Annotated in this window: 22 protein-coding genes, 1 tRNA gene and 1 pseudogene; 10 read left to right on the top strand and 14 right to left on the bottom strand. The window is 67.4% G+C overall.

What is annotated here, in order from left to right; all coding sequences use genetic code 11:
* Window positions 1-2: 2 nt before the first annotated feature.
* Complete coding sequence (locus AC1DFU_RS22285; protein ID WP_441591728.1) at window positions 3-443, bottom strand: universal stress protein; 441 nt, start codon at window positions 441-443, stop codon at window positions 3-5.
* Between the two features lie 309 nt (window positions 444-752).
* On the opposite strand from AC1DFU_RS22285, the gene AC1DFU_RS22290 reads away from it, so the two are divergent.
* The 5 genes from AC1DFU_RS22290 (at window position 753) to AC1DFU_RS22310 (ending at window position 6,371) form a co-directional block, all read left to right on the top strand.
* Window positions 753-1,370: a response regulator transcription factor gene (locus tag AC1DFU_RS22290; RefSeq protein ID WP_092291971.1), complete on the top strand. Its 618-nt coding sequence runs from the start codon at window positions 753-755 to the stop codon at window positions 1,368-1,370.
* Between the two features lie 249 nt (window positions 1,371-1,619).
* Window positions 1,620-2,117 carry a Csu type fimbrial protein gene (locus AC1DFU_RS22295; RefSeq protein WP_092291973.1) on the top strand — a complete coding sequence of 166 codons (498 nt, stop codon included), beginning with the start codon at window positions 1,620-1,622 and terminating at the stop codon, window positions 2,115-2,117.
* A gap of 61 nt (window positions 2,118-2,178) precedes the next feature.
* Window positions 2,179-2,886 (top strand): fimbrial biogenesis chaperone, encoded by a 708-nt coding sequence (locus tag AC1DFU_RS22300; RefSeq protein WP_092291975.1) that lies wholly within the window; start codon window positions 2,179-2,181, stop codon window positions 2,884-2,886.
* Window positions 2,887-2,904: 18 nt separating this feature from the next.
* Window positions 2,905-5,391, top strand: a complete 2,487-nt coding sequence (locus tag AC1DFU_RS22305; RefSeq protein WP_477159780.1) for a fimbria/pilus outer membrane usher protein — start codon at window positions 2,905-2,907, stop codon at window positions 5,389-5,391.
* Complete coding sequence (locus AC1DFU_RS22310) at window positions 5,388-6,371, top strand: Csu type fimbrial protein (protein ID WP_441591733.1); 984 nt, start codon at window positions 5,388-5,390, stop codon at window positions 6,369-6,371. The genes AC1DFU_RS22305 and AC1DFU_RS22310 overlap by 4 nt, the downstream gene beginning before the upstream one ends.
* Window positions 6,372-6,384: 13 nt before the next feature.
* Here the strand turns inward: AC1DFU_RS22310 and creC are convergent, their stop codons facing one another.
* The 13 genes and pseudogenes from creC to AC1DFU_RS22375 form a co-directional block, all read right to left on the bottom strand.
* Window positions 6,385-7,857, bottom strand: coding sequence for a two-component system sensor histidine kinase CreC (gene creC, locus AC1DFU_RS22315; RefSeq protein ID WP_441591734.1), 1,473 nt, complete (start codon window positions 7,855-7,857; stop codon window positions 6,385-6,387).
* Between the two features lie 13 nt (window positions 7,858-7,870).
* Complete coding sequence (gene creB / locus AC1DFU_RS22320; protein WP_092291979.1) at window positions 7,871-8,557, bottom strand: two-component system response regulator CreB; 687 nt, start codon at window positions 8,555-8,557, stop codon at window positions 7,871-7,873.
* 50 nt (window positions 8,558-8,607) lie between these two features.
* On the bottom strand, window positions 8,608-9,714 hold the full coding sequence (locus tag AC1DFU_RS22325) for an NAD(P)/FAD-dependent oxidoreductase (RefSeq protein ID WP_092291980.1): 1,107 nt from the start codon (window positions 9,712-9,714) through the stop codon (window positions 8,608-8,610).
* A gap of 125 nt (window positions 9,715-9,839) precedes the next feature.
* Complete coding sequence (locus AC1DFU_RS22330) at window positions 9,840-10,367, bottom strand: nucleoside deaminase (protein WP_092292155.1); 528 nt, start codon at window positions 10,365-10,367, stop codon at window positions 9,840-9,842.
* 66 nt (window positions 10,368-10,433) lie between these two features.
* Window positions 10,434-11,150 (bottom strand): annotated as a pseudogene (locus AC1DFU_RS22335) (alpha/beta fold hydrolase); the annotation flags it as partial.
* Window positions 11,151-11,157: 7 nt separating this feature from the next.
* Window positions 11,158-12,126, bottom strand: coding sequence for an isopenicillin N synthase family dioxygenase (locus AC1DFU_RS22340; protein ID WP_441591736.1), 969 nt, complete (start codon window positions 12,124-12,126; stop codon window positions 11,158-11,160).
* A 152-nt stretch (window positions 12,127-12,278) separates the two neighbouring features.
* Window positions 12,279-13,289: a LysR family transcriptional regulator gene (locus AC1DFU_RS22345; RefSeq protein WP_092292159.1), complete on the bottom strand. Its 1,011-nt coding sequence runs from the start codon at window positions 13,287-13,289 to the stop codon at window positions 12,279-12,281.
* Window positions 13,290-13,351: 62 nt separating this feature from the next.
* A complete protein-coding gene (locus tag AC1DFU_RS22350) occupies window positions 13,352-14,341 on the bottom strand; it encodes an MBL fold metallo-hydrolase (RefSeq protein ID WP_092291981.1) in 990 nt (329 codons plus the stop codon).
* 180 nt (window positions 14,342-14,521) lie between these two features.
* Window positions 14,522-14,598, bottom strand: a tRNA-Met gene (locus tag AC1DFU_RS22355).
* 200 nt (window positions 14,599-14,798) lie between these two features.
* Window positions 14,799-16,493: an MFS transporter gene (locus tag AC1DFU_RS22360; RefSeq protein ID WP_441591737.1), complete on the bottom strand. Its 1,695-nt coding sequence runs from the start codon at window positions 16,491-16,493 to the stop codon at window positions 14,799-14,801.
* 251 nt (window positions 16,494-16,744) lie between these two features.
* Entirely contained in the window at window positions 16,745-17,098 is a 354-nt protein-coding gene (locus tag AC1DFU_RS22365; RefSeq protein ID WP_441591739.1) for a DUF4212 domain-containing protein, read from the bottom strand.
* Window positions 17,095-18,675, bottom strand: coding sequence for a sensor histidine kinase (locus tag AC1DFU_RS22370; RefSeq protein WP_441591741.1), 1,581 nt, complete (start codon window positions 18,673-18,675; stop codon window positions 17,095-17,097). The genes AC1DFU_RS22365 and AC1DFU_RS22370 overlap by 4 nt, the downstream gene beginning before the upstream one ends.
* A gap of 12 nt (window positions 18,676-18,687) precedes the next feature.
* Window positions 18,688-19,377, bottom strand: a complete 690-nt coding sequence (locus AC1DFU_RS22375) for a response regulator (RefSeq protein WP_092291989.1) — start codon at window positions 19,375-19,377, stop codon at window positions 18,688-18,690.
* 235 nt (window positions 19,378-19,612) lie between these two features.
* Between AC1DFU_RS22375 and recA the strand changes: the two genes are divergently transcribed.
* The 5 genes from recA to sucD all read left to right on the top strand — a co-directional run bounded on the left by recA (window position 19,613) and on the right by sucD (window position 24,465).
* Window positions 19,613-20,677: a recombinase RecA gene (gene recA, locus AC1DFU_RS22380; protein WP_092291991.1), complete on the top strand. Its 1,065-nt coding sequence runs from the start codon at window positions 19,613-19,615 to the stop codon at window positions 20,675-20,677.
* An 85-nt stretch (window positions 20,678-20,762) separates the two neighbouring features.
* Window positions 20,763-21,221, top strand: coding sequence for a recombination regulator RecX (gene recX / locus AC1DFU_RS22385; protein WP_441591743.1), 459 nt, complete (start codon window positions 20,763-20,765; stop codon window positions 21,219-21,221).
* 347 nt (window positions 21,222-21,568) lie between these two features.
* Window positions 21,569-22,243: a DUF2889 domain-containing protein gene (locus tag AC1DFU_RS22390; protein WP_092291995.1), complete on the top strand. Its 675-nt coding sequence runs from the start codon at window positions 21,569-21,571 to the stop codon at window positions 22,241-22,243.
* 89 nt (window positions 22,244-22,332) lie between these two features.
* Window positions 22,333-23,499 carry an ADP-forming succinate--CoA ligase subunit beta gene (gene sucC, locus AC1DFU_RS22395; protein WP_092291997.1) on the top strand — a complete coding sequence of 389 codons (1,167 nt, stop codon included), beginning with the start codon at window positions 22,333-22,335 and terminating at the stop codon, window positions 23,497-23,499.
* A gap of 84 nt (window positions 23,500-23,583) precedes the next feature.
* Window positions 23,584-24,465 (top strand): succinate--CoA ligase subunit alpha, encoded by an 882-nt coding sequence (sucD, locus tag AC1DFU_RS22400; protein ID WP_092291999.1) that lies wholly within the window; start codon window positions 23,584-23,586, stop codon window positions 24,463-24,465.
* Window positions 24,466-24,669 lie beyond the last annotated feature (204 nt).

Here is a 24,669-nt window from a genome sequence, read left to right on the forward strand (position 1 = left end):
GATCAGGCGGGGCGGCGATCGCCCTTGACCATCATCACCGGGCAGTCGGCCTGCGCCAGCACGCGGCCCGCCACGGAACCAATCACCGCATCGAAGAACGACCCCCGGCCATGGGTGCCCATGACGATGGCATCGGCATGGACCGCCCTGGCGTGCGCCAGGATCTTGTCCGGCGCGAAGCCGCGCAGCGGTTGGCGCTCGAACGGCACGCCGGCATCGCCAAGGATCTTGCAGACGGAGGCCATGGCCTTCTCGCTTTCATCGTGGTGCCAGGCGTCGATGGTGTCCTTGTTGACGAACGCGCGCACCTGACCCGTGACTTCGGGCGAGACGTGCACCACGTGCACGGTATAGCCCGGTTGCAGCAGCCGTCCGGTGGCCAGGAAGTGCGCGGCGGCATCGCTGAAGTTCGATCCATCGGTGGCAAGGATGATTTGGGGCATGGCGGCGATCTCCGGTTGTGGCATGACACAGGTGTCACGCATCCTCATCAGATTGGCAGATGTGCGGGGCTCGCCTTTCAACTTAGGTCAAATTCAGACGAAATTTTCAGGATTTCACGATTGTCATGTCCGTCGCGATGTGATTTGCCGATGTCATCCGCGCGCCCCGGGCGGACACAAATCCGCAGGAGCTGAAATTTCCGCATCGATACACGGAAGTTTCGCAGTGTCATTGCCGACGTTTCCGCATCCTGCACGGAAACGGACGGCCTATGCTCGGGCATCACTCAACTGTAGGAGCCCGAGCCCATGCCCACCGCCCTTGTCGTGGATGATCACCCCGCGATCCGGCTTGCCGTCAGAAGCCGCCTCACCGAGGACCTCGATTTCGACACCGTGACGGAAGTCACCAACGGCGCGGACGCGCTGCGCGTGCTGCGCGACGCCATCGCCGACCTGATCGTCGTGGACCTGAGCCTGCCCGGCGTGCCGGGCGAGGCCCTGCTGGCCGAACTCGTGTCGCGCCATCCCGCCACCCGGGTGCTGGTGCTGTCCGCGATGACCGGCGCCGGCGAGCGCGCCATCCATGGCGGCGCCCATGGCTATGTCGACAAGGGCGACGGCCTGCACGCACTCACGCCGGCCCTGCGCGCCGTCATGCAGGGCTTCGCGGTGTTTCCCACGCACCTGCTGCCCACGCTGCGGCGCCTCTCGGCCGTGGCCGGCGACCCCGCGCGCATTTTGAGCCGGCGCGAACTGACGGTATTGCGCATGCTGGCCTCGGGCCATACCAATAAGGCGATATCCGAATTACTGGAAATCAGCAATAAAACCGTCAGCTCGCACAAGGCAAATATCATGAGCAAATTGAAATTCAAATCGCTGATTGAACTGGCAGAGTTTGCGCGACGACATCACTTGCTGTAAGTCCCGACGTGATGGGGGCGCTCCGTGATGAATCTTTCTTGAGTCTCGCGACGCACGATTGACTTCGATTTATCCGGCATCTATATCAGCAGTGCGCGGAAATATCTTTTTGCTGTTTCTCACCGCGAGCGTTGGAAACCGATTTATCAGTGAATGCCGATTCAGCGATTTCCAAGTAAATCCGGCGAGATTCCCGCGCAATTCAACGACCTGCAATGCGAACCCGATAGATCCGGACAAGGAGATGCCATGCCTGCTCGTCTTTCACGTGTCATGGCCATCGCGGCCGTGCTGTCACTGCCGGTGCCACAGCTGGCAGGGGCGGCCACCAAGACCGGCACGTTCCTCGTGAGCGCCGTGGTGGTCAGCGATTGCGACATCCGTAGCACGCCGAACCTCGCCTTTGGCGAAGTGGGCGCGATCAGCCAGCCGGTGGATGTGACCACCGTCATCATCGTGGCGTGCACGACCGGCACCGCCTACACGATCGCACTGAACGCCGGTGACGGCACCGGTTCCACGGTGCCGGACCGGCGCATGAGCAACGGCACGAATTCGCTGAAATACCAGTTGTACAGCGACACCGCCCGCACGGCGGTCTGGGGCCAGACGGTCGGCACGGACACCGTTGGCGCCACCGGCAACGGCAATGACCAGGAGCGGACGATCTACGGCCGCATGCCACCCCAGACCATGCCGGCGGCGGGCACCTACCAGTCGCTGGTGACCGTCACTGTCCAGTATTGAGCCGCGCGCCTAACGGCACCTGCCGCGCCATCTCCACCCGACCCCCTGTCGGAGACACAACATGACAAGAACACTCCTGGCGACTTTTGCGCTCCTGCTGGCGATGCCCTTTGCGAACGCGGCGACGATTCACGTCAAGCCGACCATGACGCTGATTCCACCCGGCCAGTCCGCCGCCGTCATCACGCTGACCAATCAGGGCGATACGCCGCTCAACGCGCAGGTGCGATTGTTCGGCTGGGACCAGGTGGGGGGCGAGGACGCGCTGTCGCCCACCAACCGGCTCGTCGCCAGCCCGCCGATGCTGACGCTGGCGCCGCGCCAGACGCAATCGATCCGGCTCGTGCGCACGGAGAAGTCGCCGGCCACGCAGGTCGAGGCGTACCGAGTGCTGGTGGACGAGGTCCTGGACAGCAGCCAGCCCCGGCCGACCGGCGTGACGCTGCAGATGCGCTACTCACTGCCGGTGTTCGTGCTGCCGCGCGAGAAGCTCAAGCCCGCGCAGGTCACGGTGACGGCCTCCGCCGACGGCAATCTGGTGAAGCTAGGCGCCGTGAACCGTGGCGAAAGCCACGCGCAGGCCACCGACGTCTCGTTGGTATACCGTGGCGGCGGCACCAGCCCCGTGGTGCCCGGCCTGCTCGGCTACGTGCTGCCAGGCAAGTCGATCGAATGGAGGCTGCCACTGCCCGCCGATGCCGCGGCCAAGGGCCGGCCCACGCGCGTCAAGATGATGATCAACGGCCGCGAGATGCTGGTCGACCTCTGATGCCGACCGTGCCCGCCCATGTCAAAACCGCCCCGTGGAGGTGCCGCCGCCCGCGCACCCCGCAAGCTGGCGCTCGCGCTGCTCTGCGGCGTTGCGATGGACCTGATGGCCGGCGCGCATGCGTGGTCGCAACCGGTGCCGGAGGCCGATGACGGTGCCTCCACCGCCTTCTACCTGCAGGCGGCTGTCAACGGTGTCGAAAAGGAGCTGATCGTTCGCGTCGACCGGCGGGCCGGTGTGCTGTACATGGCCGCCGGCGAGTTGGAGGAACTCGGCGTCCGCGTCGACGACCTGCCGTTCGGCCCAGACCAGCAGATCGCCCTGGACGCCGTGCCTGGCCTCGGCTACGACTACGACGCCGCCGCCCAGCGCATCGCGCTGCGCGTGCCCGAGGGGCTGCTCAGGGCCCAGCGGCTCGGCGCCGAGCCGCCCGTGCTGCCGCCGGTGCAGTCCGGCACCGGCCTGGTGGTGAACTACGCGTTCAATCTCCAGACCACGCGGCTCTCGCTGGACGAGCAGCGCGCGGCGCAGCGCAAGCCCAGCCCGCTGCAGGGCTCGGGCACGCACGGCCCGCAGCCGCTGCTCGGCGAGCAGGCCTTCGCAGACAGCTACGACCGCCTGAACCGGACCTTGTCCCTGTCGAGCGAGCTGCGCTTCTACGCGCCGTTCGGCGTGTTCCAGAACTCGGGCGTCACCACGCTGCACGAGGGCCAGACCGAGTACCTGCGCCAGGACACCTACTGGACCTACGAGGACCCCCGCCGGCTGATGAGCTACACGATTGGCGATTTCGTCTCCGCCGCCTTGCCGTGGTCGCGGTCGGTGCGCATGGGCGGGATCAGCGTGGCGCACAACTTCAACACCCGCCCGGACCTCGTGACCTACCCGGTGCCGTCGCTGGGCGGCAGCGCGGTGGTCCCGACCACGGTGGACCTCTATCTCAACGGCTTGCGCCAGTTCTCGGCGCAGTCGTCGGGCGGCCCCTTCGTGATCGCCACGCCGCCGGCCCTGACTGGCGCGGGCACCGCCACGCTGGTCTACCGCGACCAGCTGGGGCGCGAGGTGATCGTCAACCGGCCGCTGTATGTCGATTCGCGGCTGCTCGCGAAGGGGTTGTCGGAGTACGCGGTGCAGGCCGGCTACGCGCGGCGCAACTATGGCAGCTTGTCCTTCGACTACGCCGGCTCGCCCACCGCCACGGCCTCGGGACGCTATGGCGTGACCGACGCCGTGACCGTGGAAGCGCATGCGGAGGCCGCCAGCGGCCTGCGCAACGCCGGCATCGGCGGGCTGGTGCAGCTCGGGTACTTCGGTGTGGCGAACGCGGCCATCTCCGGCAGTACAGGCGATGCCAGCGGCATGCAGTTCAGCGGCGGCTACCAGTACATCTCGCGCGCGTTCAGCTTCACGGTGCAGGGCATCCACGCGGCGAACCAGTATCGCGATCTCGGCACGCTCGAGGGCGTGCCCGTGCCGGAGAATCAGCTGTACATCACGCTCAGCGTGCCGCTGACGGCGCGCCAGACGCTGTCGGTCAGCTACTCGCGCCAGGACGCGTCGTTCCTCGGCGGCTCGCGCATCGTGTCGGTCGGCTATACGGCGGCCATCGGCTCGCGTTTCAACATCTTCGCCAACGTGTTCAAGGACTACGACCAGCAGCAGACCGTCGGCGCCTTCATCGGCGTGACCATTTCACTCGGCAACAGCGTGAGTGTCGGCACGAATGCCAGTTCGTACGATGGCCGCAAGAGTGTCTCGGTGTCGGCCAACCGGCCCGTCGACTACGACAAGGGCGGTTTCGGCTGGAACGTGCAGGCCGACGCCGGCAGCGAAAGCTATCGCCGTGGCCTGGGCCGGGTGGACTATCGCGGCCGCTATGGCGACGTGACGGCGCAGGCCGAGCACATCAACTCGGGCAGCATCGAGTCGAACCATGTCTCGCTCTACGGGGCGGGGTCGCTGGTGGTGGCGGATGGCGCGCTGCTGGCCGGACGGTCGATCTACGACGCCTTCGCCGTGGTGTCGACCGACGGCCTGCCCGATGTGCCGGTCCTGCGCGAGAACCGGCTGGTCGGCAAGACCAATGCCGGCGGCCGCCTGCTCGTGCCCGACCTGCTGCCGTACGACGGCAACCGGATCGCCATCAGCACCCTTGGACTGCCGGCCGAGGCCAGCGTGACGACGGACCGCCAGGTCGTGGTGCCGCCCACGCGTGCCGGCGTGACAGTGCGCTTCTCGGTCACGCGCTACGAGGGCGCTACCGTGCTGCTGGTCGATGGTCAGGGCCAGCCGCTGCCGGTGGGGGCGCATGTCGTGCTGGAAGGGAGCGATGCCACGGCCGTGGTCGGCTACGACGGCGCCGTGTTCCTCCCCGCGCTGCAGCCGGACAACCGGGTGACAGTGACCTTTGGCGACAGGACCTGCACGGCGCAGGTGCCCTATGCCCCGCGCGATGTGATGACCACCATCGGCCCCTTCCCCTGCGTCCTCCGGGAGCGCCCATGAACACCGGCCTGGTTCGCCGTCTGGTCCACCACCTGCTGGCCTGCGGGCTGTTCATCTGGCTGGGGTGGGCGGGCAGCGCGTACGCCATCGACTGCACCGTCACGATGAGCGATATCGAGTTTGGCGATGTCAACGTGCTGACCACCACGCCGGTCAGTGTCAACGGCGAGGTGAAAGTCGAATGCACCGACATGACGACCAAGTTCGCCCGTGTCTGCCTGAGTTTCGGCTCGCCGGGCGGCGGTACGGTGGCGAATCGGACCATGACCGGCGCGACCTCGACGCCGCTGGCGTACAACCTCTACCAGAACGCGTCGCACACCACCCCGTGGGGCTCCGTGTACTTCACGCCGCCGCAGTCCCGGTCGGTGACGCTGCAGGCCGATTCATTCGGCATGGCCACCGCCACGGTGATGTACTACGGCTACATGCTGCTGCCGCAGGCGACGGTGCCGGCCGGCAGCTATACCGCGATCTACACCACCGCGGACACGAACATGAACGTGCAAGGCTATGTGTCCACGCCACCGGCCTGCTCGATGAGCATGCCGCAAGGCACGTCCTGGACTTTCACCGTCCGCGCGACGGTGGTGTCGGACTGCAACATCACGGCGACCAATATCGATTTTGGGCAGATCGGCCTGATCAGCGGGCCCGTGTCGGCCAACGGCAACATCAGCGTGACGTGCACGGCGGGCACGGCCTATTCGCTCACGCTCAACAACGGCACGGGCGCAGGGGCCACCCCAACCGCGCGCAAGATGACACGCGATGGCGGCACGGAGACCCTGACGTATGGCTTGTATATCGATGCCACGCACAACATCGCATGGGGAGATGGTACCGGTGGTGCGACCGTCCTGATGGGTACGGGCAATGGCTTGACCAACCAAAACACGGTCTACGGCCAGGTGCCACCGCAGGCCGGAGCAGCGCCGGGCCTCTATCGCGACACGATCATCGTCACGATTACGTACTAGTTCACGTACTCGCTCACATGCCAGAGGCGGGCAGCGACAGCGTCGCGACGGCGCCACCGCCGGGGCGGTTCTCCACGGCGATGTGGCCATGGTGCAGCGCCGCCACCTCGCGCACGAGGCACAGCCCGAGGCCGGTGCTCTTGTCCCGCCCATTGGGGCGCGGCAGCGAATAGAAGCGCTCGAACAGCCGCCCCTGCGCATAGGCGGGGATGCCCGGGCCATCGTCGGTAATGCGGATGTCGATCATCCCGGCCGCGCCGGGCAGGACGGCGATGTCCACCGTGCCGTGCGCCGGCGAGAAGTCGAGCGCATTGTCGAGCAGGTTGGCCAGCGCCTGATGCAGCAGGAACGAGTCGCCGCTGACCACGGGCGCCCCGAATCCTTCCGGCCGCGGCTGGCGGTGCAGCGTGACGCCGCGCTGGCGCGCACGCGGCTCGCACGCCGCCACGATCGCCTCCAGCAGCGGCAGCAGCGCCACCGGCTCGCTGGCATCGAGCTGCTGCTTCTGCTCCACCGCCGCCAGCATCAGCAGCTTGCCGATCATCAGTTCGAGCCGCCGGGTCTGGCCCTGGATATTGGCGGCGAAGCGGCGCCGGTCGTCGGCAGGCATCTCCTCCTGCAACAGTTCCGCCGCCCCGCCGATGGCCGCCAGCGGGCTTTTCATCTCGTGGGTCAGCGTGTGGATGTAGTGCTCGACGTACTGCTTGTCCTCCAGCCGCAGCCGCATCGTCTCCACGGCGCGGCCCAGCTCCGCCAGTTCGCCGGCGCCGCGCAGCGGCATCTCCGCGCGCTCGCCGGCGGCCACCGCGCGGGCGTAGCGTTGCAGCCGGCGCAGCCCGTGCACCAGCCACAGCGTGCACGCCAGCCCGATCACGAAGGCGCAGCCCATCAGCAGCAGCCCGTGGAGCAGGATCTTCTGTCGGCTGCGGTCGATGAACGGCGCCATCACGCGATTCGGCTTGGAGACGGTCAGCACGCCGATGATCGGACCGCCATGGGGCGTACCGCCCGCGTCATCGGCCCGGATCGGCGCCGCGACGTGCATCACGGTGCTGTCCTCGTCGTCCGGGTCGGTGCGTGTGCTGCGGGCGCCGTACTTGCCCTGCAGGGTGCGCGCCACATCGTTCCAGCGGGAGTGGTCGGCGCCCGCGGCGGTGCCGGCGGAGTCGAAGCGCACGATGCCCCGGCTGTCGGTGATGGTCACCCGATAGTGGATGGTGTCCTTGTGCACGCCCCAGATCGTCGCGTCTACCGGCACGCTGGCCAGCGTGGCCACGCGCCGCGCGAACGCGCCATCGCCGATGTGGCCCTGCTGCATGTCGTCGGCGGCCAACAGGGCCAGCACCTGGGCGGTGTCGGCCAGCGTGTCCTCCATCGCCTGGCGCACGCCCGGCTTCACCTCCTGCACGAACACCCGCAGCGTGAGGAACGCGGCCAGCCCCACGATCAGGAAGAAGCCGAAGAAGATGCGGAGTCCGATATGCATGCCGGCCGGGCGCTCAGGGATCGAGCGAGTAACCCATGCCGCGATGGGTGCGGATGGCATCGAACGTGGCATCCACCGCGCGCAGCTTGGCGCGCACGGTCTTGATATGGGTGTCGACGGTGCGGTCGATGGTGTCGGCGGCGTCGTGCCAGACCATGTCCATCAGCTGGGCGCGCGAGTAGATGCGCCCCGGCTGCGCCACCAGCAGCGCCAGCAGCCGGTACTCGTAGCGCGTGAGGGCCAGCCACTGGCCGTGGAAGGCGATGCGCGCGCCGGCGGCATCGTGGGTGAACCGGGCGGGTTCGGGCGCCGTGGGGGGTGCTCCGGCGCGACCGCCGGCACGGCGCAGGATCACCCGCACCCGGGCCGCCAGTTCGCGCGGCGAGAAGGGCTTGACCACGTAGTCGTCCGCGCCGATCTCCAGCCCGACGATGCGGTCGATCTCCTCGTGCCGCGCCGTCAGAAAGATCACTGGCACGTCAGAGAACGTGCGCAGCGTCCGGCAGACCTCGAAGCCGCTCATGTCCGGCAAGCCCACGTCCAGGATCACAAGGTCGGCCGGTGCCGCGCGCAGCCGCTGGAGGGCATCGCCGCCCAGCACGAGGTGCTCGGCCTGCATGCCGTCGGTGCGCAGTGCATAGAGGATGGTGTCGGCGATGGCGGCTTCGTCTTCCACCACGACGACGGTCGGCGGGTTCATTGGTTCCGGGGGCTCTGGGATGCTGGAATGCAGGGATTGGCGCGATCTTATCAGGCGTGCACCCCACGCCGATGGAAGTAGACCCGCTCGGCGGCCAGCCGCAGCGGCGCGGAATGGAGCAGCACCTCGAACGGCCAGTCGAACTGCAGGCGGTCGAACACCCAGCGCAGCGCGCGCTTGGTCAGGAAGCGTGGCGCGCTGGCCGCCGCCACCCGCTCCGGCGCCGGCCCGCCGTGGAGCAGGTGGGCGGCCATGGCCTCGCCGATGGTCTCGCCGTGGCGCCATGCCGAATGGATTCCGCCTGCCGTCACCGGTGAGACCACCCCGGCTGCATCCCCGGTCAGCATTACCCCGGGTCCGGCGATGGGCGCGACCGGCCCGCCGCACGGAATCAGCCCAGCCCGCGTGGCGCCGGGCATGGCGTCGTCCGGAATTTGCAGCAGATGGCGCACGCGCTGCAGAAAGCCGTCGATGTCAGGCGCACGCGGGCGGCGCGGCGTCTGGCGCAGGGCCAGCCCGGCTTGCACGCCGGTCGGGTTCTGCGTCACCCAGCCGATATAGCCTGGCGCGAAGCGCTTGCTGACGAAGCAGTGGAGGGCGCCCGGCTCGGGCAGCGTCATGCCGGGAAACTCGTACTCGACGCCATAGAGGAAGTCGTGCACGCGCCCCAGCCCGGCCGTGATCGCCACGCGCGAGCGCACCCCGTCCGCGCCGACTAGGTAGCGCGTGCGGCCCACCCCGGGCACGCGCCAGCCGCCCTCGCAGGGCTGGGCGCCCGTGAACGCGGTGCCGAGACGCAGGTCCACGCCATGGCTCACCAGTTCAGCGGCCAGCCAGCGCATCAGGCGCGGGGTATCGGTCGTCAGGAAGTAGTAGCCGGGGGCGCGCAGCGCCAGGTTGCGCAGGCTGGGCGCGTAGAGCCGCACCTGTTCCACGCGGTGCAGGCAGTCTGCCGGCGCGTGGCGCAGCCAGGTCTGCTCGGCGGCCTCCTTGACGATGATGCCGGTGGTGTGGAGTTTTTCGCCCGGATCGACCTTGCGCTCCAGCACCACCACGCGCAGGCCGGCCCGCGCCGCCGCCAGCGCACAGGCCGCGCCCGCGAAGCTGGCCCCCACGATCACCACGTCCGCATCGAAATTCGCACCGGCTGCCGTCATGTCACTGCTCCTGAAGTTGGACGGAGCGAGTGTCGCCAGCGACGGTGAAGCCGGTATGAGGCGAATGTGTGGCGTGGTGCAGCGCCACCGCGATGGCCGTCGCGCCGGCAGGCGCCACGGCCTTGCTACCGGCCGGCCCAGAAGCGACGCTGCGCCGCGGCGATCTCGGCCTCCATCTCCGGCACCGGGCCGATCAGCTCCACGGCCTTCTGGCAATGATCGAACACATAGCGCGACGGCACGCTCATGGTCGGGTTCTCCGCGTGGCTGCCTGTGTACTGCAGCAGCGCATGCTCGGTCATGCCGAACACCACCCGGCCGATATTGGCCCAGTAGGCCGTGCCGGCGCACATGCAGCACGGCTCCACGGTGGTGTAGAGCGTGCAGCCCCACAGGTAGTCGGCCGGGAAGTTGGTGGCGGCCACGCGTGCGAGCGTGGATTCGGCGTGGTTCACCGTGTCGATGTTGCACTGCTCCAGCAGCACGGTTTCCTGGTCCGGACCGACCAGGATGGCGCCGAACGGGTGGTGGCCCAGCGTCACGGCGCGCTCGGCCACCTGCTGGGCGCGGCGCAGGTGGCGGCGGATCTGTTCCGGCGTGGGCGGCAGGCCCTGGGCGGGCAGGGTAGTGGGTTCGGGCGTGGTCATAGACATGGTCATGGTCTCCGCAGGTCTTCGTGAGGGCATGGCTCGGAGGGGCAGCAAGGCGTCAGTCAGGGCCTGCGGGCAGGCCAGTTGCGGCACGTGGCCGCAGTCGAGCGAAATCCGGTGGGCGCCCGGCGTGAGCGCCTGCATGCGCCGCTGGAGCGGCAGCGTGACGGAGCGGTCCTGCAGGCATTCGACATAGACACGCGGCACGCGGCCGAAGCGCGCGGGGCTGAGCGTGTTGCGCATGTCGCGGCCTGTGTCTGGTTGGGGGCAGAGCCGCGCGGCGGCGGTCTGCGCGGCCTCGGGCGGGCAGTCGTGCAGGAAGATCTCGCGCGCGGCGGCGGGCGGCACGCGGCTGGTGGTGCCATCGGCATCCCATGCGAGGAGCGGCACGATGCCGGTGTAGTGGAAATCGGCATCGGCGGCGCGGCATTGGGCGATCACGTCGCCGAAGCTGACCCCGGTGGGCAGCATCATGCCGGCGAGGTAGACCAGCGCGCGTACGCGGTCTGGCAGGGTTTCGGCCACCTGCGAGGCGGTCAGGCCGCCGCCGCTGTGGCCGAGGACGACTGCGGGCGCGTCCAGCGCGGCCAGCAGTGCGCACACGTGGGCGGTGTAGCCGGCGAGGGTGGCGTCGGCTTTCCTTTCGGGGCTGCGGTCGTTGCCGGGCAGGTCCACGGCGTGTACCTGCCAGCCGGCGGCTTCGAGCATCGGCTGCCAGGCGGCGAAGGCCCAGCTGCCTTGCCAGGCGCCATGGATCAGCACGATGTGGGGGCGTTGCATCGACATGATCGGGTCAGCCGTAGGTGCGCCGGTAGCAGTCCATCAGATGCTGTTCGACGGTTACGGGCGGGTACTTGGCGGCCTCGCCTTCGGCACGGCAGGTCGGCAGGCACGCCACCTCGTGCAGCGGGTTGCCGGTGAAGAAGAACGGCACCGAATAGCGCTCGCGGCCCGAGCGGTTGATCACGCGGTGCAGCGTGGAGACGTAGCGGTCATTGGTCCAGCGCGCGAACAGGTCGCCGATATTGACGACGAAAGCGCCGGGCACGGGCGGGGCATCGATCCAGCTGGCCTGGAGGGCGTCCCAGACCTGCAGGCCGCCGGTCTCGTCCTGGAGCAGCAGCGTCACGCCGCCGAAGTCGGTATGTTCGCCGCAACCCTTCTCACCGGGCTGGGGCTGCGCGGGTTGGGGCGGGTAGTGCAGCAGCCGCAGCGTGGCGGAGGCGTCGTGCAGGTAGCCATCGAAATGGTCCTCGGGGAGGTCCAGCGCCAGCGCCAGCCCGCGCACGACCGTGGCGCCCAGCGCGTACGCCTGCTGGTAGTACGCCTCCATCACGTCGCGGAAGGCCGGCAGGGTGGCGGGCCACTGGTTCGGGCCGGTGTTGAAGCGGCCGGCCAGCACGCGCGGGTCATCGGCGGCAATCTCGGCACCAATATAGAAGCTCTCCTTCAGGTCCGGCGGCGCGCCGGCTTCCAGCGTCTGGGCGCGCAGCGGCTCATAGCCCCGGTTGCAGGGCGAGAGGCGCTTGTCCACGGCGAGCTTGTCGGCCATGCTCAGGTCGAAGAAGCGCTGGCTGGCCGCGAACACATCGCGGATCAGCGCCGGGTCGATGCCGTGGTTCGTCAGGTAGAAGAAGCCGCGATGCGCGCAGGCATCGTGCAGCTGCGTGGCCACGGCGCGGCGCGCGGCGGGCTCGGCGCTGTGCAGTCCGGCGATGTCGATCAGGGGCAGGCTGAGGGAGGCGGGGGCGGTGGCAGTCACGGTGAGCGGCGGGCCTCGAAGGCTGGGCGACGGATGCAACCCAGTCTAGGGAGGGGCCACTGCGCTGGATAGCGCCGATTTTTGCGCGGGGTGATGCCGAAATGCGAGCACCCCGGCGGGCCGCCCGGCGCACTGCCGGGGCGGCTATCGGCTCATGCACTCAAGGCGTGCGCGAGTGGCTCCGTCGATGCCTCGCTTTGGCGCGCCGGGGCACGGTCGCGGTGCGGCGCGGTGGGCTTGCGCAGCGCGAGGGCTTCGTCGCGCTCGCGCGCCTCGATGGCCTCCGCGGCAATCCGGATGAAGGCGTCCAGCGCCGGCGGCGGCGTGCGGCCGGCGCGCACATAGACGCCGAGTTCCGAGCAGATCGGCGCGGGGGTGTCCAGCGGCACGTGCACCAGCCGCCCGTCGCGCAGTTCGCGCTCGAGGCCCAGCCGGCTCTGGAAGAAGATGCCCACGCCGCGCTCCACGAGGCCCTTCGCCAGTTCGATCGACGAAGTTTCCAGCAGCACCTGCAAGGCGCGTTTGTGATGGGCGAGCACGGGCTGGAGCAGTTCATGCATCGACAGTTCCGGCCGGGGCAGGATCAGCGGGTAGGCCGCGCATTCGGCAAAGGCCACGTGCGGCAGGCTGGCCAGTGGATGGCCGGGCGGCACGATGGCGCCCAGCGCGAAACGCGACACCATGCACTGGCGCAGGCCGTCGTGGCGGCGGATGGAGAAGCCGATGCCAAGGTCCGCCTCGCCATCGATCACGGCCTGGGCGGCCTGTTCGGAGCCGCAGATGCGCACGTCGATCTGGATAGTGGGGTAGCGCCGGTGCATCTGCGTCAGCATCGCCGGCATGAGGTCGGCGTTGAGCCCCTCCACGGCCGCCACGCTGAGCGATCCGCGCCGCACGCCGCGCAGCAGTTCCAGCTCGGTGGCCAGGCGCTGCTCGTCCTGCAGCACGGTGATCACGTGGCGCGAGAACACCTCGCCGGCCGGGGTCAGGCGCAGGCCGGTGGCCAGGCGCTCGAACAGCGGGCTGCCGATCTCTTCCTCGAGCTGCAACAGCTGGCGGTTGATGGCCGACGAGGCCACGTGCAGCCGCCGCGCGGCTTCGCGGATGGAGCCGCAGCGGCGGATCATGTCGAAATACTTGATGGCGCGGGCGTGGATGTGCATGCCCGGATCGAGCATGCACCGTGCCAGCGCGGGGGGCGGCACCCGGTTCGCCCCCTTGCCGATCAGCGGTCGGCGCGGACCGGACCGTACTCCACCGGCACCCAGCTGTAGCCGCGCGCATCCTTGCGGATGTGGCCCAGGCCCGGGAACGGCATGTGCGCGCCGGCAATCAGCCAGCCCTTGGCGGCGGCCTGCGCGAAGACGGCCTTGCGCGTCTTGATGGCCTGCTGCTGGTCCGAATCGAACTCGATCGACACCTCGGGGTGGGCCATCTGCACCGAATGGCTGTGGACGATATCGCCCCACAACAGCAGCGTCTGGCCCTTCGACGTCACCAGATAGGAGCTGTGCCCCGGCGTGTGGCCCGGCGTGCCGAGCACGCTGAAGCCGGGCAGCGGCTGCGCGCCGTCGGCGTAGGTGTGGAGCGCGCCCTTGGCCTTGTAGGGCGCCACGGCGTCCTGGGCCATCTTGAAGAACGGCTTCTTGTCCTCGGGGGCCTGCTGCGCGGCGGCGTCGCTGAGCCAGTAATCGGCATCCTTCTGCGAGGCCCAGACCGTGGCATTGGGGAAGACCGCCGTGGTGCCCTGGGTCAGGCCGCAAGCGTGGTCGGGGTGCAGGTGGGTCAGGAGCACCGCGTCCACGTCCTCCGGCTTGTAGCCGGCGGCGCGGATGTTGTTCACCAGCCCACCCATGGTCGGGCCGAAACACTGCGCCGCGCCGGCATCGACCAGCACGAGCTTGTCCTGCGTATGCACCAGGAAGCCGTTGACGGCAGTCTGCACGCCGTTCTTGTCGACCACGAACATGCGCGCCATCAGCGACTGGAGATCCTTGGCCTGCATGCCCTTGAGGAGCTTGCTGCCGAGATCGACATAACCGTCATAGAGGGCGGTGACGACCACGTCGCCAACCTGCTGGCGATAGAAGCCGGGCACCTGCTCCTTGACCTGCGCGGGCGCGGCCGTGGCGGCAAGACTGGCAAACATCAAGCCGGCCAGCGCGGCGCGAACCAGCCGGCGGGCGGCCTTGGGGGCAAAGGCGAGGGATTTCATCGGGGACAGATCCTTCCTGGATGGGAGTGGAAGCGAATAGGACAGGCAAGTTGCCGGAGGCCCATTCTAATGATCTGTCGGAAAATGCGCGCTGAGGGTCACGCAGGAGGGGGGTGGCCGGAAGGCGGCCCCAAAGCAAAAAGCCGCAATCCCGTGAAGGACTGCGGCTTTTCTAATAGATGGTGGCGAATCAGGGATTCGAACCCCGGACCTGCGGATTATGATTCCGTCGCTCTAACCGACTGAGCTAATTCGCCAACGAAGACCGCAATTATACCCACGGATTGGAGCCTGTCAACACCCTCGTGACAGTTTTATGCACGCTTCCGCAGGCTGCCCAAAAAAATGGCAGATCCGAAGATCTGCCTGAGAAGGAGCGACCGGCCGTGTACTAGCTTTGCGGTGCCGGTCTATCCTGAGCGCGGTTGCGCAGCGCTGGCCTGAATCTGAATCTGGCTCAGTCGTTGGCGTAGATATCCACGTCCTTGGTTTCGCGGACGAACAGCGCGCCGATCACGAAGGTCATGGCGGCGATGATGATCGGGTACCAGAGGCCGTAGTAGATATTGCCGTTCTGGGCCACCAGCGCGAACGAGATGGTGGGCAGCAGGCCGCCGAACCAGCCGTTGCCGATGTGATACGGCAGCGACATCGACGAGTAGCGGATCCGCGTCGGGAACATCTCCACCAGCATCGCAGCGATCGGGCCGTACACCATCGTCACGTAGATCACCAGGATGACCAGGATCACCAGCACCATGATCGTGTTCATCTGGGCCGGGTCAGCCTTGGTCGGATAGCCGTGGGAGGCCATCGAGCCGGACACTTCCTTCTTGAACGCGGCGATCTTCCCCTTGCTCTCGTCGTCGAACGCGCCCTTCGCGACGGTGGCGTCGAACGCCTTGATCTCCTTGTCGCCGATCTTCACCGAGGCAGGCGTGCCGGCCGGGGCGTCGATCACTTCATAGCTGGCCGATGCCTGGGCCAGCGTGCGCTTGACGATGTCGCACGAGCTGCGGAAGTCGATTTCGCGGGCGATCGGGCTGCCCTGGAACGAGCAGGTCTTCGGGTCGGCCGTGACCACGATCTGCGCGGTCTGCTGGGCACGCTCCAGCGCCGGGTTGGCGTAGTGCGTGAGCGCCTTGAACAGCGGGAAGTAGGTCAGCACGGCGATGGCGCAGCCGATCATGATGATCCACTTGCGGCCGATCTTGTCAGACAGCGAGCCGAAGAAGATGAAGAACGGCGTGCCGATCACCAGTGCGCCGGCGATCAGCAGGTTGGCCGTCTTGGCGTCCACCTTCAGCACCTGCGTCAGGAAGAACAGCGAGTAGAACTGGCCCGTGTACCAGACCACGGCCTGGCCGGCGGTCAGCCCCAGCAGCGCCAGGATCACGATCTTCATGTTGCGCCACTGGCCGAATGCCTCGGTCAGCGGAGCCTTGGAGGTCTTGCCCTCGGCCTTCATCTTCTGGAACGCCGGCGATTCGCTCATCGACAGGCGGATGTAGACCGACATGCCGAGCAGCAGGATCGAGAGCAGGAACGGGATGCGCCAGCCCCAGACGTCGAAGTTCGGGCCGGTCAGCTCGCGCGTCAGCAGGATCACGATCAGCGACAGGAACAGGCCCATCGTCGCGGTGGTCTGGATCCAGGCCGTGTACGCGCCGCGCTTGCCGTGCGGGGCGTGCTCCGCCACGTACGTAGCCGCGCCGCCGTACTCGCCGCCGAGCGCCAGGCCCTGCAGCATGCGCAGCGCGATCAGGATGATCGGGGCCGCCCAGCCGATGGTGGCGTAGCCGGGCAGCAGGCCCACCAGGAAGGTGGACAGGCCCATGATCAGGATGGTGACCAGGAACGTGTACTTGCGGCCGATCATGTCGCCCAGGCGGCCGAACACCAGCGCGCCGAACGGGCGCACCAGGAAGCCCGCCGCGAAGGCCAGCAGCGCGAAGATGAACGCCGAGGTCGGGTCCAGGCCCGCGAAGAACTGCTTGGCGATGACCGCCGCCAGCGAACCGTACAGGTAGAAGTCGTACCACTCGAATACCGTGCCGAGCGAAGAGGCCAGGATGACCTTCCTCTCTTCGCGCGTCATCGGCGTGTTTTGTGCACCGCCCCCCGGCACTGCCACGTTTTGCGCGTTTGCCATTATTGTCTCCTCCGTCTCATCGAAAGGTTCCCCGTTGTCAGCGGCCACGCGTGTGCGGACCGCTGCATCGAAGTTGAAGAGGATTGTGGGAGGTGAAACTTACTGCGTTCTGACAGAAATGACGGGAATGGCGCCTAAATCGTCGGGGTATACGCTAGCGGGGGGAACTTCCCCCGAGGCGCCGGGGTTGCTGCGCTGCGGTTGGGCGCGGCACCGGGCGGGCCACGCGGTACGGCGGGGCGGGAATCTTGCTATGCAGCATCGGCCCCGGCAGGGGCTTGCGGGGGAGGTGGGGTGACGTGCGGGACGGCTTCGGCCCCGGCCGGCGGGGCAGGGTGGCCGTCAGGTTCGAACTCGTGGTCGGCGCGGTTCATGCGCCAGGCGTAGAGCGCGGCCATCGCCACGTAGACGATCAGCGCCCCCTGGGCGCCCACCCAGAACGAGAAGGGCCAGCCGAAGAAGTCGAAGCGCAGCTCCCGCGCGTACCAGCTCACCACGAACGACACCACGAACCACACTACCAGCAGCGCGCCGATCCAGCGCCGGTTGTGGCGCCACGCGCGGCGCTCCTGCGGCGACATGCGGTCGCGCGGGGGCTTTCTCATGCCGGCTCCCCGGTGCCGGTGCCGTTCTGGGCGCGGCGCAGTGTCACGCGCAGCCGCGTGCCGGCCAGCCGGGGCGACGGCTGGTAAACGTGATCGTCGATGGCCACCTCGCCGCCATGCTGCTGCACGATCTCGCGCACGATGGCGAGGCCCAGCCCGCTGCCCTCGGTATTGGTGCCGAGCACGCGGTAGAAGCGCTCCATCACCCGTTCGCGCTCGGACGGGGCGATACCCGGCCCGGTGTCCTCCACATCGAGATAGGCGAACGGCTCGAACGGATCGGCGGCCACGCGCACGGTGGCATGGCCGCCGGACGGCGTGTAGCGGATCGCGTTGTCCAGCAGGTTGTTGAGCATCTCGGTCAGCATCAGGCGGTTGCCGGTGATGGTCACCGGGTGGTCGTCGGCTTCCAGCCCCAGGTCGATGCGGCGCGCCCACGCCTGCGGCAGCCAGTCCTTGACCACCTCACGCGCCAGCGCGGTGAGGTCCAGCGGCGCCATGCCGCCCGCGCCGGCCAGGTTCTCCATGCGCGCCAGCGAAAGCAGCTGCGTCACCAGGTGCGCGGTGCGTTCGGAACTGCCGGCGATCTGCGCCAGCGAGCGGCGCAATTCCTCGGGCGACTGCTCGCGCTGCGCCAGCTCGGCCTGCATGCGCAGCCCGGCCAGCGGCGTCTTCATCTGATGCGCGGCATCGGCGATAAAGCGCTTCTGCGTCTGCACGGACTGGTCCAGTCGCGCCAGCAGGTCATTGAACGATGCCACCAGCGGCGTGATCTCCTGCGGCGCGGCGGTCTCGTCGATGGGGCTCGTATCGCCGGGGTTGCGCGCCCGGATGCGCTGCTGGATCGCGGTCAGCGGCGCCAGCCCGCGCGTGAGGCCGAACCAGACCAGCACCACGGCCAGCGGCAGGATCACGAACTGCGGCAGGATCACGCCCTTGATGATTTCGTTGGCCAGCCGCGCGCGCTTGTCGAGCGTCTCGGCCACCTGCACCAGCACCGGCTGGGAGCCGGCGCTTTTCAGGTCGACATAGGTATAGGCCACGCGTACGTCGTTGCCGGCCACGCGGTCGTCGCGCAGGGACACCAGCCCGGCATGGCCCTGGTCCTCCTCGGACGGCAGCGGCAGATCGTGGTCGCCGGCCACGTACTCGCCGCGCTTGCCCACCACCTGGTAATAGATATTGTCGGTTTCGTCGGCCCGCAGGATCTCGCGCGCGGAGAGCGGCAGCTGCAGCGTCACGCGGCCGTTCACCTCGCGCACCTGCTGGGACAGCACGATGGCGCTGGCCTCCAGCGCGCGGTCGAACGGACCGTTGGCGATGGATTTGGCGACGAGGTAGGTGACCGCAATGCTCATCGGCCAGAGCAGCAGCAGCGGGGCGAGCATCCAGTCGAGGATCTCGCCGAACAGCGAGCGCGGGGAGGGATGGGCGGACGATTCTTCCAGGTGCGGCAGGGCGTCGGCCAGCGCGGCGTCCTCCGCCGCGGCGTCGGCCAGGGTCGGCAGGGGCGGCGGCGAGTTGGGCAGGGGGGGCAGGGCCGGCGGGCGGCCCCAGCGCAGTCTCAGCAGGCGCATGCCGCCCCCGGATCAGCCATGCGCCGCCATCACCGGCTGGAACTTCTCCAGGCAGTAACCCAGGCCGCGCACCGTGGCGATGCGGATGCCACCCACTTCGATCTTCTTGCGCAGCCGGTGCACATAGACCTCGATGGCGTTGTTGCTGACTTCCTCGCCCCACTCGCAGAGGTGGTCCACCAGTTGTTCCTTGGAAACCAGCCGCCCGCTGCGCGTGAGCAGGATCTCCAGCAGGCCGATCTCGCGTGCGGACAGGTCCAGCATCTGCTCGTTCAGATAGGCGATGCGGCCGACCTGGTCGAAGGCCAGCGGCCCGTGGCGCATCAGCGTGGCGCCGCCGCCCGCGCCGCGCCGGACCAGCGCGCGCACGCGCGCCTCCAGCTCGGACAGCGCGAAGGGCTTGGCCATGTAGTCGTCGGCGCCCAGGTCCAGGCCCTTGACCCGCTCGTCCACGCCATCGGCGGCGGTCAGGATCAGCACCGGCAGCATCGCGCCGCGCGTGCGCAGGCGCTTGAGCACCTCCAGGCCGGGCATGCGGGGCAGGCCGAGGTCCAGGATCAGCAGGTCGAAATGCTGGGTCGACAGGGCCGAATCGGCTTCCACGCCGTTGGCGACGTGGTCGACGGCGTAGCCGGAATGCCGCAGCGAGCGCGTGAGCCCGTCTGCCAGCACGTCGTCATCTTCCGCAATCAGAATGCGCATGGTTGTCTCCACCCTGTTGCCAGCATCGCACGCCACGCGGTTGCGGAACCGGTGGGGCTTGCCAAGCATACTGTTTTTTTATACAGTACCCGACATTCCGCAGGCTGCCTTGTGGGCAGCCGGGTCGGGTCGCACGCCAGATCACTTTTCAGGCCGATTTCCGTCGGAAATCGCTTAAAAATCAGGCGTCGCGCCGCATGCGGCCTATTTATACACCATTGACTGAAGGACGACCATGGACGACAAGAAGGCCGGCGCCGGCGTGAGCGCTGAGAAGCAGAAGGCGCTTGCCGCCGCACTCTCCCAGATCGAGAAGCAGTTCGGCAAGGGCTCGATCATGCGTCTGGGCGATGGCGAGATCGAAAAGGACATCGAAGTGGTGTCGACCGGCTCGCTGGGGCTCGATATCGCGCTGGGCGTCGGCGGCTTGCCGCGCGGCCGCGTGGTGGAGATCTATGGTCCGGAATCGTCGGGCAAGACCACGCTGACGCTGCAGGTGGTGGCCGAGATGCAGAAGCTGGGCGGCACCTGCGCCTTTATCGACGCGGAACACGCGCTGGACGTGAACTACGCCGGCAAGCTGGGCGTGAACGTGGGTGAACTGCTGATCTCCCAGCCGGACACCGGCGAGCAGGCCCTGGAAATTACCGACGCCCTGGTGCGCTCGGGCTCGATCGACCTGATCGTGATCGACTCGGTGGCCGCACTGGTGCCGAAGGCCGAAATCGAGGGCGAAATGGGCGATTCGCTGCCCGGCCTGCAGGCCCGCCTGATGAGCCAGGCGCTGCGCAAGCTGACCGGTACGATCAAGCGCACCAACTGCCTGGTGATCTTCATCAACCAGATTCGTATGAAGATCGGTGTGATGTTTGGTTCACCTGAAACGACCACCGGCGGCAATGCGCTGAAGTTCTACGCCTCGGTGCGCCTGGACATCCGCCGCATCGGCTCGATCAAGAAGGGCGACGACGTCATCGGCAACGAGACCAAGGTCAAGGTGGTGAAGAACAAGGTGTCGCCGCCGTTCCGCGAGGCATTCTTCGACATCCTCTACGGCCAGGGCATTTCCCGTCAGGGCGAGATCATCGACCTCGGCGTGGATGCCAAGATCGTCGAGAAGTCGGGCGCGTGGTACAGCTACAACGGCGAAAAGATCGGCCAGGGCAAGGACAACGCGCGCGAATACCTGCGCGAGAACCCTGACATCGCCGCTGAGATCGAGAACAAGGTCCGTGCGGCGCTGGGCGTGGTGGCGATGAACGCCGCTGTCGTCAGCGCGCCGGCCGAAATCGAAGGCTGAGGCGGAGCTTTCTCCGCCCCTCGGAAGCCGTCGCAGATCGTGCGGCGGCTTTTTTTATTGGTACTGCACTGTCGATGACCCCCTGATGGCTGGCTCCCGCCCCCCGCTCTCGCTGAAGGCCCGCGCCGTTGGCTACCTGTCGCGCCGCGAGCACAGCCGCGCCGAACTGCGGCGCAAGCTGGCGCCGCACGCCGAGACGCCCGAGGAGGTGGATACCCTGCTCGACGCGCTCGAGCGCGAGAACTGGCTCTCCAACGACCGCTTCGTCGATAGCCTGGTCCATCGCCGCGCCAGCCGCTATGGCGCCGCCCGGGTGATGCAGGAGGCCAAGACCCATCAGCTCGGCAATGAACAACTGCATGACCTCCAGGACCGCCTGCGGGACACCGAGGTCGAGCGGGCCCGGGAGGTCTGGCGCAAGCGCTTCGGCACCGCCCCGGATTCTCCGGAGGCCAAGGCCAAGCAGATCCGCTTCATGGTCGCGCGCGGCTTCTCGCGCGCCGTGGTCGGCAAGATCATCCGCGGCGCGGAAGATGACGAGTGAGATGGCAACAACGTGTCGATTACGCCACGTAGACCACTGTATACCTGCGTGCGCAACAGGGATTTTGTGATCCGGCGCCTAACGTTGCGGCGCCGCACCACCGACCGTGCCGCCGGATACGATGGCCGCCCGCCAGCCCTTGTCGCGCCGTGGTTCGGCGTTGTCACCGGCGCAACAATTCGCCCCCGACATTCCGTATCGCAGGATGTTCCCGGTCAAAGCGGCGCGGCATGTTAAACTCTCCCGGTTTTCCGGCCTTGGCGGCCGTGCGGCTGTCGGCCGTCCCGCCCCGGCCGTGACGTTTGCCCCCGGTCACACCTCAACATCCCGCGTCAGCCCCAGCTGTCATGCCACTTTCCCCGCCTGCCAACCGCACCTTGCGTCATCGCCGTGCCATCACGGCGGAAGCGTATGCGCGGGAAGACGGTCTGTGGGACATCGAGGCCCGCCTTACCGACACCAAGCCACGTGACATCGAACTCGCCGGCGGCGGCATTCGCCCCATCGGCCAGCCGCTGCACGACCTCTGGCTGCGCGTGACGATCGACCTCCGCATGAACGTGGTGGATGCTGAAGCCTGCTCAGACTGGGTGCCGTATCCGACGCATTGCGACACGATCGGCCCGGCCTACCGGAAGCTGATCGGCCTGAACCTGACAAAGGGCTTCCGCAAGGCGGTGCGCGAGCGGCTGTCCGGCGTGTCCGGCTGCACCCACCTGACGGAGCTGGCCGGCGTGCTGCCGACCGCCGCCATCCAGGCGTTTGCCGGCGATGTCTTCAATGTGCGCGACGGCGCCACCGTCAACGATCCGAATCCCGAACCGCCTTACCAGCTCCATGGATGCCACGCGCTCCATTTCGAGGGCGAGGTGGTTCGCCAGTTTTACCCGCGCTGGTATGGCTACCAGCCGGCACCGAAGGCCGGCGCTGCGGCGTCATCGTCCCAGACCGCGTCACGCGTCGATGCTCCGGCATCGGGCGACGACACCCTGGCCCACCGGCCCAACGGAACCTCGGGCTGACCGTCACGGTCCGCCCACAGGAACAGCGAGAGACGAATCGTCTCCCCCATTTTTCCCATCCCTTTACGCCTACCCGAAAGGAAACACGCATGAATATCCATGAGTATCAAGGCAAGGAAATCCTGCGCAAATACAATGTGCCGGTTCCGCGCGGCATCCCGGCTTTCTCGGTTGAAGAAGCCCTGAAGGCGGCTGAGCAGCTCGGCGGTCCGGTGTGGGTCGTCAAGGCACAGATCCACGCAGGCGGCCGCGGCAAGGGCGGCGGCGTGAAGGTGGCCAAGAGCATCGAGGACGTCAAGACCTACGCCACCAACATTCTGGGCATGCAACTGGTGACGCACCAGACCGGTCCGGAAGGCAAGAAGGTCAACCGCCTGCTGGTCGAAGAAGGCGCTGACATCAAGAAGGAACTGTACGTGTCGCTGGTGGTGGACCGTGTCTCGCAAAAGGTGGCCCTGATGGCCTCCAGCGAAGGCGGCATGGACATCGAGGAAGTGGCTGCGCACAGCCCGGAAAAGATCCACACGCTGATCGTGGACCCGGCCGTGGGCCTGCAGGACGCCGAAGCCGACGACATCGCCCGCAAGATCGGCGTGCCGGACGCCAGCGTGCCGCAAGCGCGCCAGGCACTGCAAGGCCTGTACAAGGCGTTCTGGGAAACCGACGCTTCGCTGGCCGAAATCAACCCGCTGATCCTGACCGGCGACGGCAAGGTGATCGCTCTGGACGCCAAGTTCAACTTCGACTCCAACGCGATGTTCCGTCACCCGGAAATCGTGGCCTACCGTGACCTGGACGAAGAAGACGCCAACGAAATCGAGGCCTCGAAGTTCGACCTGGCCTACATCTCGCTGGACGGCAACATCGGCTGCCTGGTGAACGGCGCCGGCCTGGCCATGGCCACCATGGACACCATCAAGCTGTTCGGCGGCGAGCCGGCCAACTTCCTGGACGTGGGCGGCGGTGCCACCACCGAGAAGGTGACCGAAGCCTTCAAGCTGATGCTGAGCAACCCGAACGTGGAGGCCATCCTGGTCAACATCTTCGGCGGCATCATGCGCTGCGACGTGATCGCCGAAGGCGTGATCTCGGCTTCGAAGGCCGTGCAGCTGGGCGTGCCGCTGGTCGTCCGCATGAAGGGCACCAACGAAGACCTGGGCAAGAAGATGCTGGCCGAGTCGGGCCTGCCGATCATCTCGGCGGACACGATGGAAGAAGCCGCCCAGAAGGTTGTGGCCGCTGCCGCTGGCAAGTAAGCCGAAGCCGATACGCCAACAAATGCAAGCGCGCGGTGCGCAGGCCCTGCCCGCGCCGCGCGACGCCAAGCAAAGGATTACAGCATGTCGATTCTGATTAACAAAGATACCAAGGTCATCACCCAGGGGATTACCGGCAAGACCGGCCAGTTCCACACCCGTGGCTGCCGCGACTACGCGAACGGCAAGAACGCCTATGTGGCGGGCGTGAACCCGAAGAAGGCCGGCGAGGATTTCGAGGGCATTCCCATCTACGCGAGCGTGAAGGACGCCAAGCAGGCGACCGGCGCGACCGTGTCGGTGATCTACGTGCCGCCCGCCGGCGCTGCCGCCGCCATCTGGGAAGCCGTTGACGCCGATCTGGACCTCGTGGTCTGCATCACCGAAGGCATTCCCGTCCGCGACATGATGGAAGTCAAGGACAAGATGCGTAAGCAGAACAAGAAGACCCTGCTGCTGGGTCCGAACTGCCCGGGCCTGATCACGCCGGACGAGATCAAGATCGGCATCATGCCGGGTCACATCCACCGCAAGGGCCGCATCGGCGTGGTGTCGCGCTCGGGCACGCTGACGTACGAAGCCGTGGGCCAGCTGACCGCGCTGGGCCTGGGCCAGTCGTCGGCCGTGGGCATTGGTGGCGACCCCATCAACGGCCTGAAGCACATCGACGTGATGAAGATGTTCAACGACGATCCCGACACGGACGCCGTGGTCATGATCGGTGAGATCGGCGGCCCGGACGAGGCCAACGCCGCGCACTGGATCAAGGACAACATGAAGAAGCCGGTGGTTGGCTTCATCGCCGGTGTGACGGCGCCCCCGGGCAAGCGCATGGGCCACGCCGGCGCGCTGATCTCGGGTGGTGCGGACACCGCCCAGGCCAAGCTGGAAATCATGGAAGCCTGCGGTATCACGGTGACCAAGAACCCGTCGGAGATGGCCCGCCTGCTGAAGGCGATGCTGTAAATCATGCGTCACTTCCCGCGCCATGGCGTGCCGATTCGGGCGCCTGGCGTGTGGTGATTGCATCGCATTGCCCCCGCTCGCCCGGGGGCAATGTCATTCTGGCGAGACGCTGACCTAGGGTATTTCCCGAGCCGCCTGCCGGAAGGTTGAAACCGAATCGTAAGGTTCGTGCGATACATCTCCATGTCTGTAAGTTCAGACATC

It is taken from the genome of Cupriavidus sp. 10L45, from assembly GCF_056395225.1.

Bases quoted from the DNA above. Each gene is read 5' to 3' on its own strand.
- AC1DFU_RS22285 (WP_441591728.1), bottom strand. From the start codon at position 443: ATGCCCCAAATCATCCTTGCCACCGATGGATCGAACTTCAGCGATGCC.
- AC1DFU_RS22290 (WP_092291971.1), top strand. From the start codon at position 753: ATGCCCACCGCCCTTGTCGTGGATGATCACCCCGCGATCCGGCTTGCC.
- AC1DFU_RS22295 (WP_092291973.1), top strand. From the start codon at position 1,620: ATGCCTGCTCGTCTTTCACGTGTCATGGCCATCGCGGCCGTGCTGTCA.
- AC1DFU_RS22300 (WP_092291975.1), top strand. From the start codon at position 2,179: ATGACAAGAACACTCCTGGCGACTTTTGCGCTCCTGCTGGCGATGCCC.
- AC1DFU_RS22305 (WP_477159780.1), top strand. From the start codon at position 2,905: ATGTCAAAACCGCCCCGTGGAGGTGCCGCCGCCCGCGCACCCCGCAAG.
- AC1DFU_RS22310 (WP_441591733.1), top strand. From the start codon at position 5,388: ATGAACACCGGCCTGGTTCGCCGTCTGGTCCACCACCTGCTGGCCTGC.
- creC (WP_441591734.1), bottom strand. From the start codon at position 7,857: ATGCATATCGGACTCCGCATCTTCTTCGGCTTCTTCCTGATCGTGGGG.
- creB (WP_092291979.1), bottom strand. From the start codon at position 8,557: ATGAACCCGCCGACCGTCGTCGTGGTGGAAGACGAAGCCGCCATCGCC.
- AC1DFU_RS22325 (WP_092291980.1), bottom strand. From the start codon at position 9,714: ATGACGGCAGCCGGTGCGAATTTCGATGCGGACGTGGTGATCGTGGGG.
- AC1DFU_RS22330 (WP_092292155.1), bottom strand. From the start codon at position 10,367: ATGTCTATGACCACGCCCGAACCCACTACCCTGCCCGCCCAGGGCCTG.
- AC1DFU_RS22345 (WP_092292159.1), bottom strand. From the start codon at position 13,289: ATGCACATCCACGCCCGCGCCATCAAGTATTTCGACATGATCCGCCGC.
- AC1DFU_RS22350 (WP_092291981.1), bottom strand. From the start codon at position 14,341: ATGAAATCCCTCGCCTTTGCCCCCAAGGCCGCCCGCCGGCTGGTTCGC.
- AC1DFU_RS22360 (WP_441591737.1), bottom strand. From the start codon at position 16,493: ATGGCAAACGCGCAAAACGTGGCAGTGCCGGGGGGCGGTGCACAAAAC.
- AC1DFU_RS22365 (WP_441591739.1), bottom strand. From the start codon at position 17,098: ATGAGAAAGCCCCCGCGCGACCGCATGTCGCCGCAGGAGCGCCGCGCG.
- AC1DFU_RS22370 (WP_441591741.1), bottom strand. From the start codon at position 18,675: ATGCGCCTGCTGAGACTGCGCTGGGGCCGCCCGCCGGCCCTGCCCCCC.
- AC1DFU_RS22375 (WP_092291989.1), bottom strand. From the start codon at position 19,377: ATGCGCATTCTGATTGCGGAAGATGACGACGTGCTGGCAGACGGGCTC.
- recA (WP_092291991.1), top strand. From the start codon at position 19,613: ATGGACGACAAGAAGGCCGGCGCCGGCGTGAGCGCTGAGAAGCAGAAG.
- recX (WP_441591743.1), top strand. From the start codon at position 20,763: ATGGCTGGCTCCCGCCCCCCGCTCTCGCTGAAGGCCCGCGCCGTTGGC.
- AC1DFU_RS22390 (WP_092291995.1), top strand. From the start codon at position 21,569: ATGCCACTTTCCCCGCCTGCCAACCGCACCTTGCGTCATCGCCGTGCC.
- sucC (WP_092291997.1), top strand. From the start codon at position 22,333: ATGAATATCCATGAGTATCAAGGCAAGGAAATCCTGCGCAAATACAAT.
- sucD (WP_092291999.1), top strand. From the start codon at position 23,584: ATGTCGATTCTGATTAACAAAGATACCAAGGTCATCACCCAGGGGATT.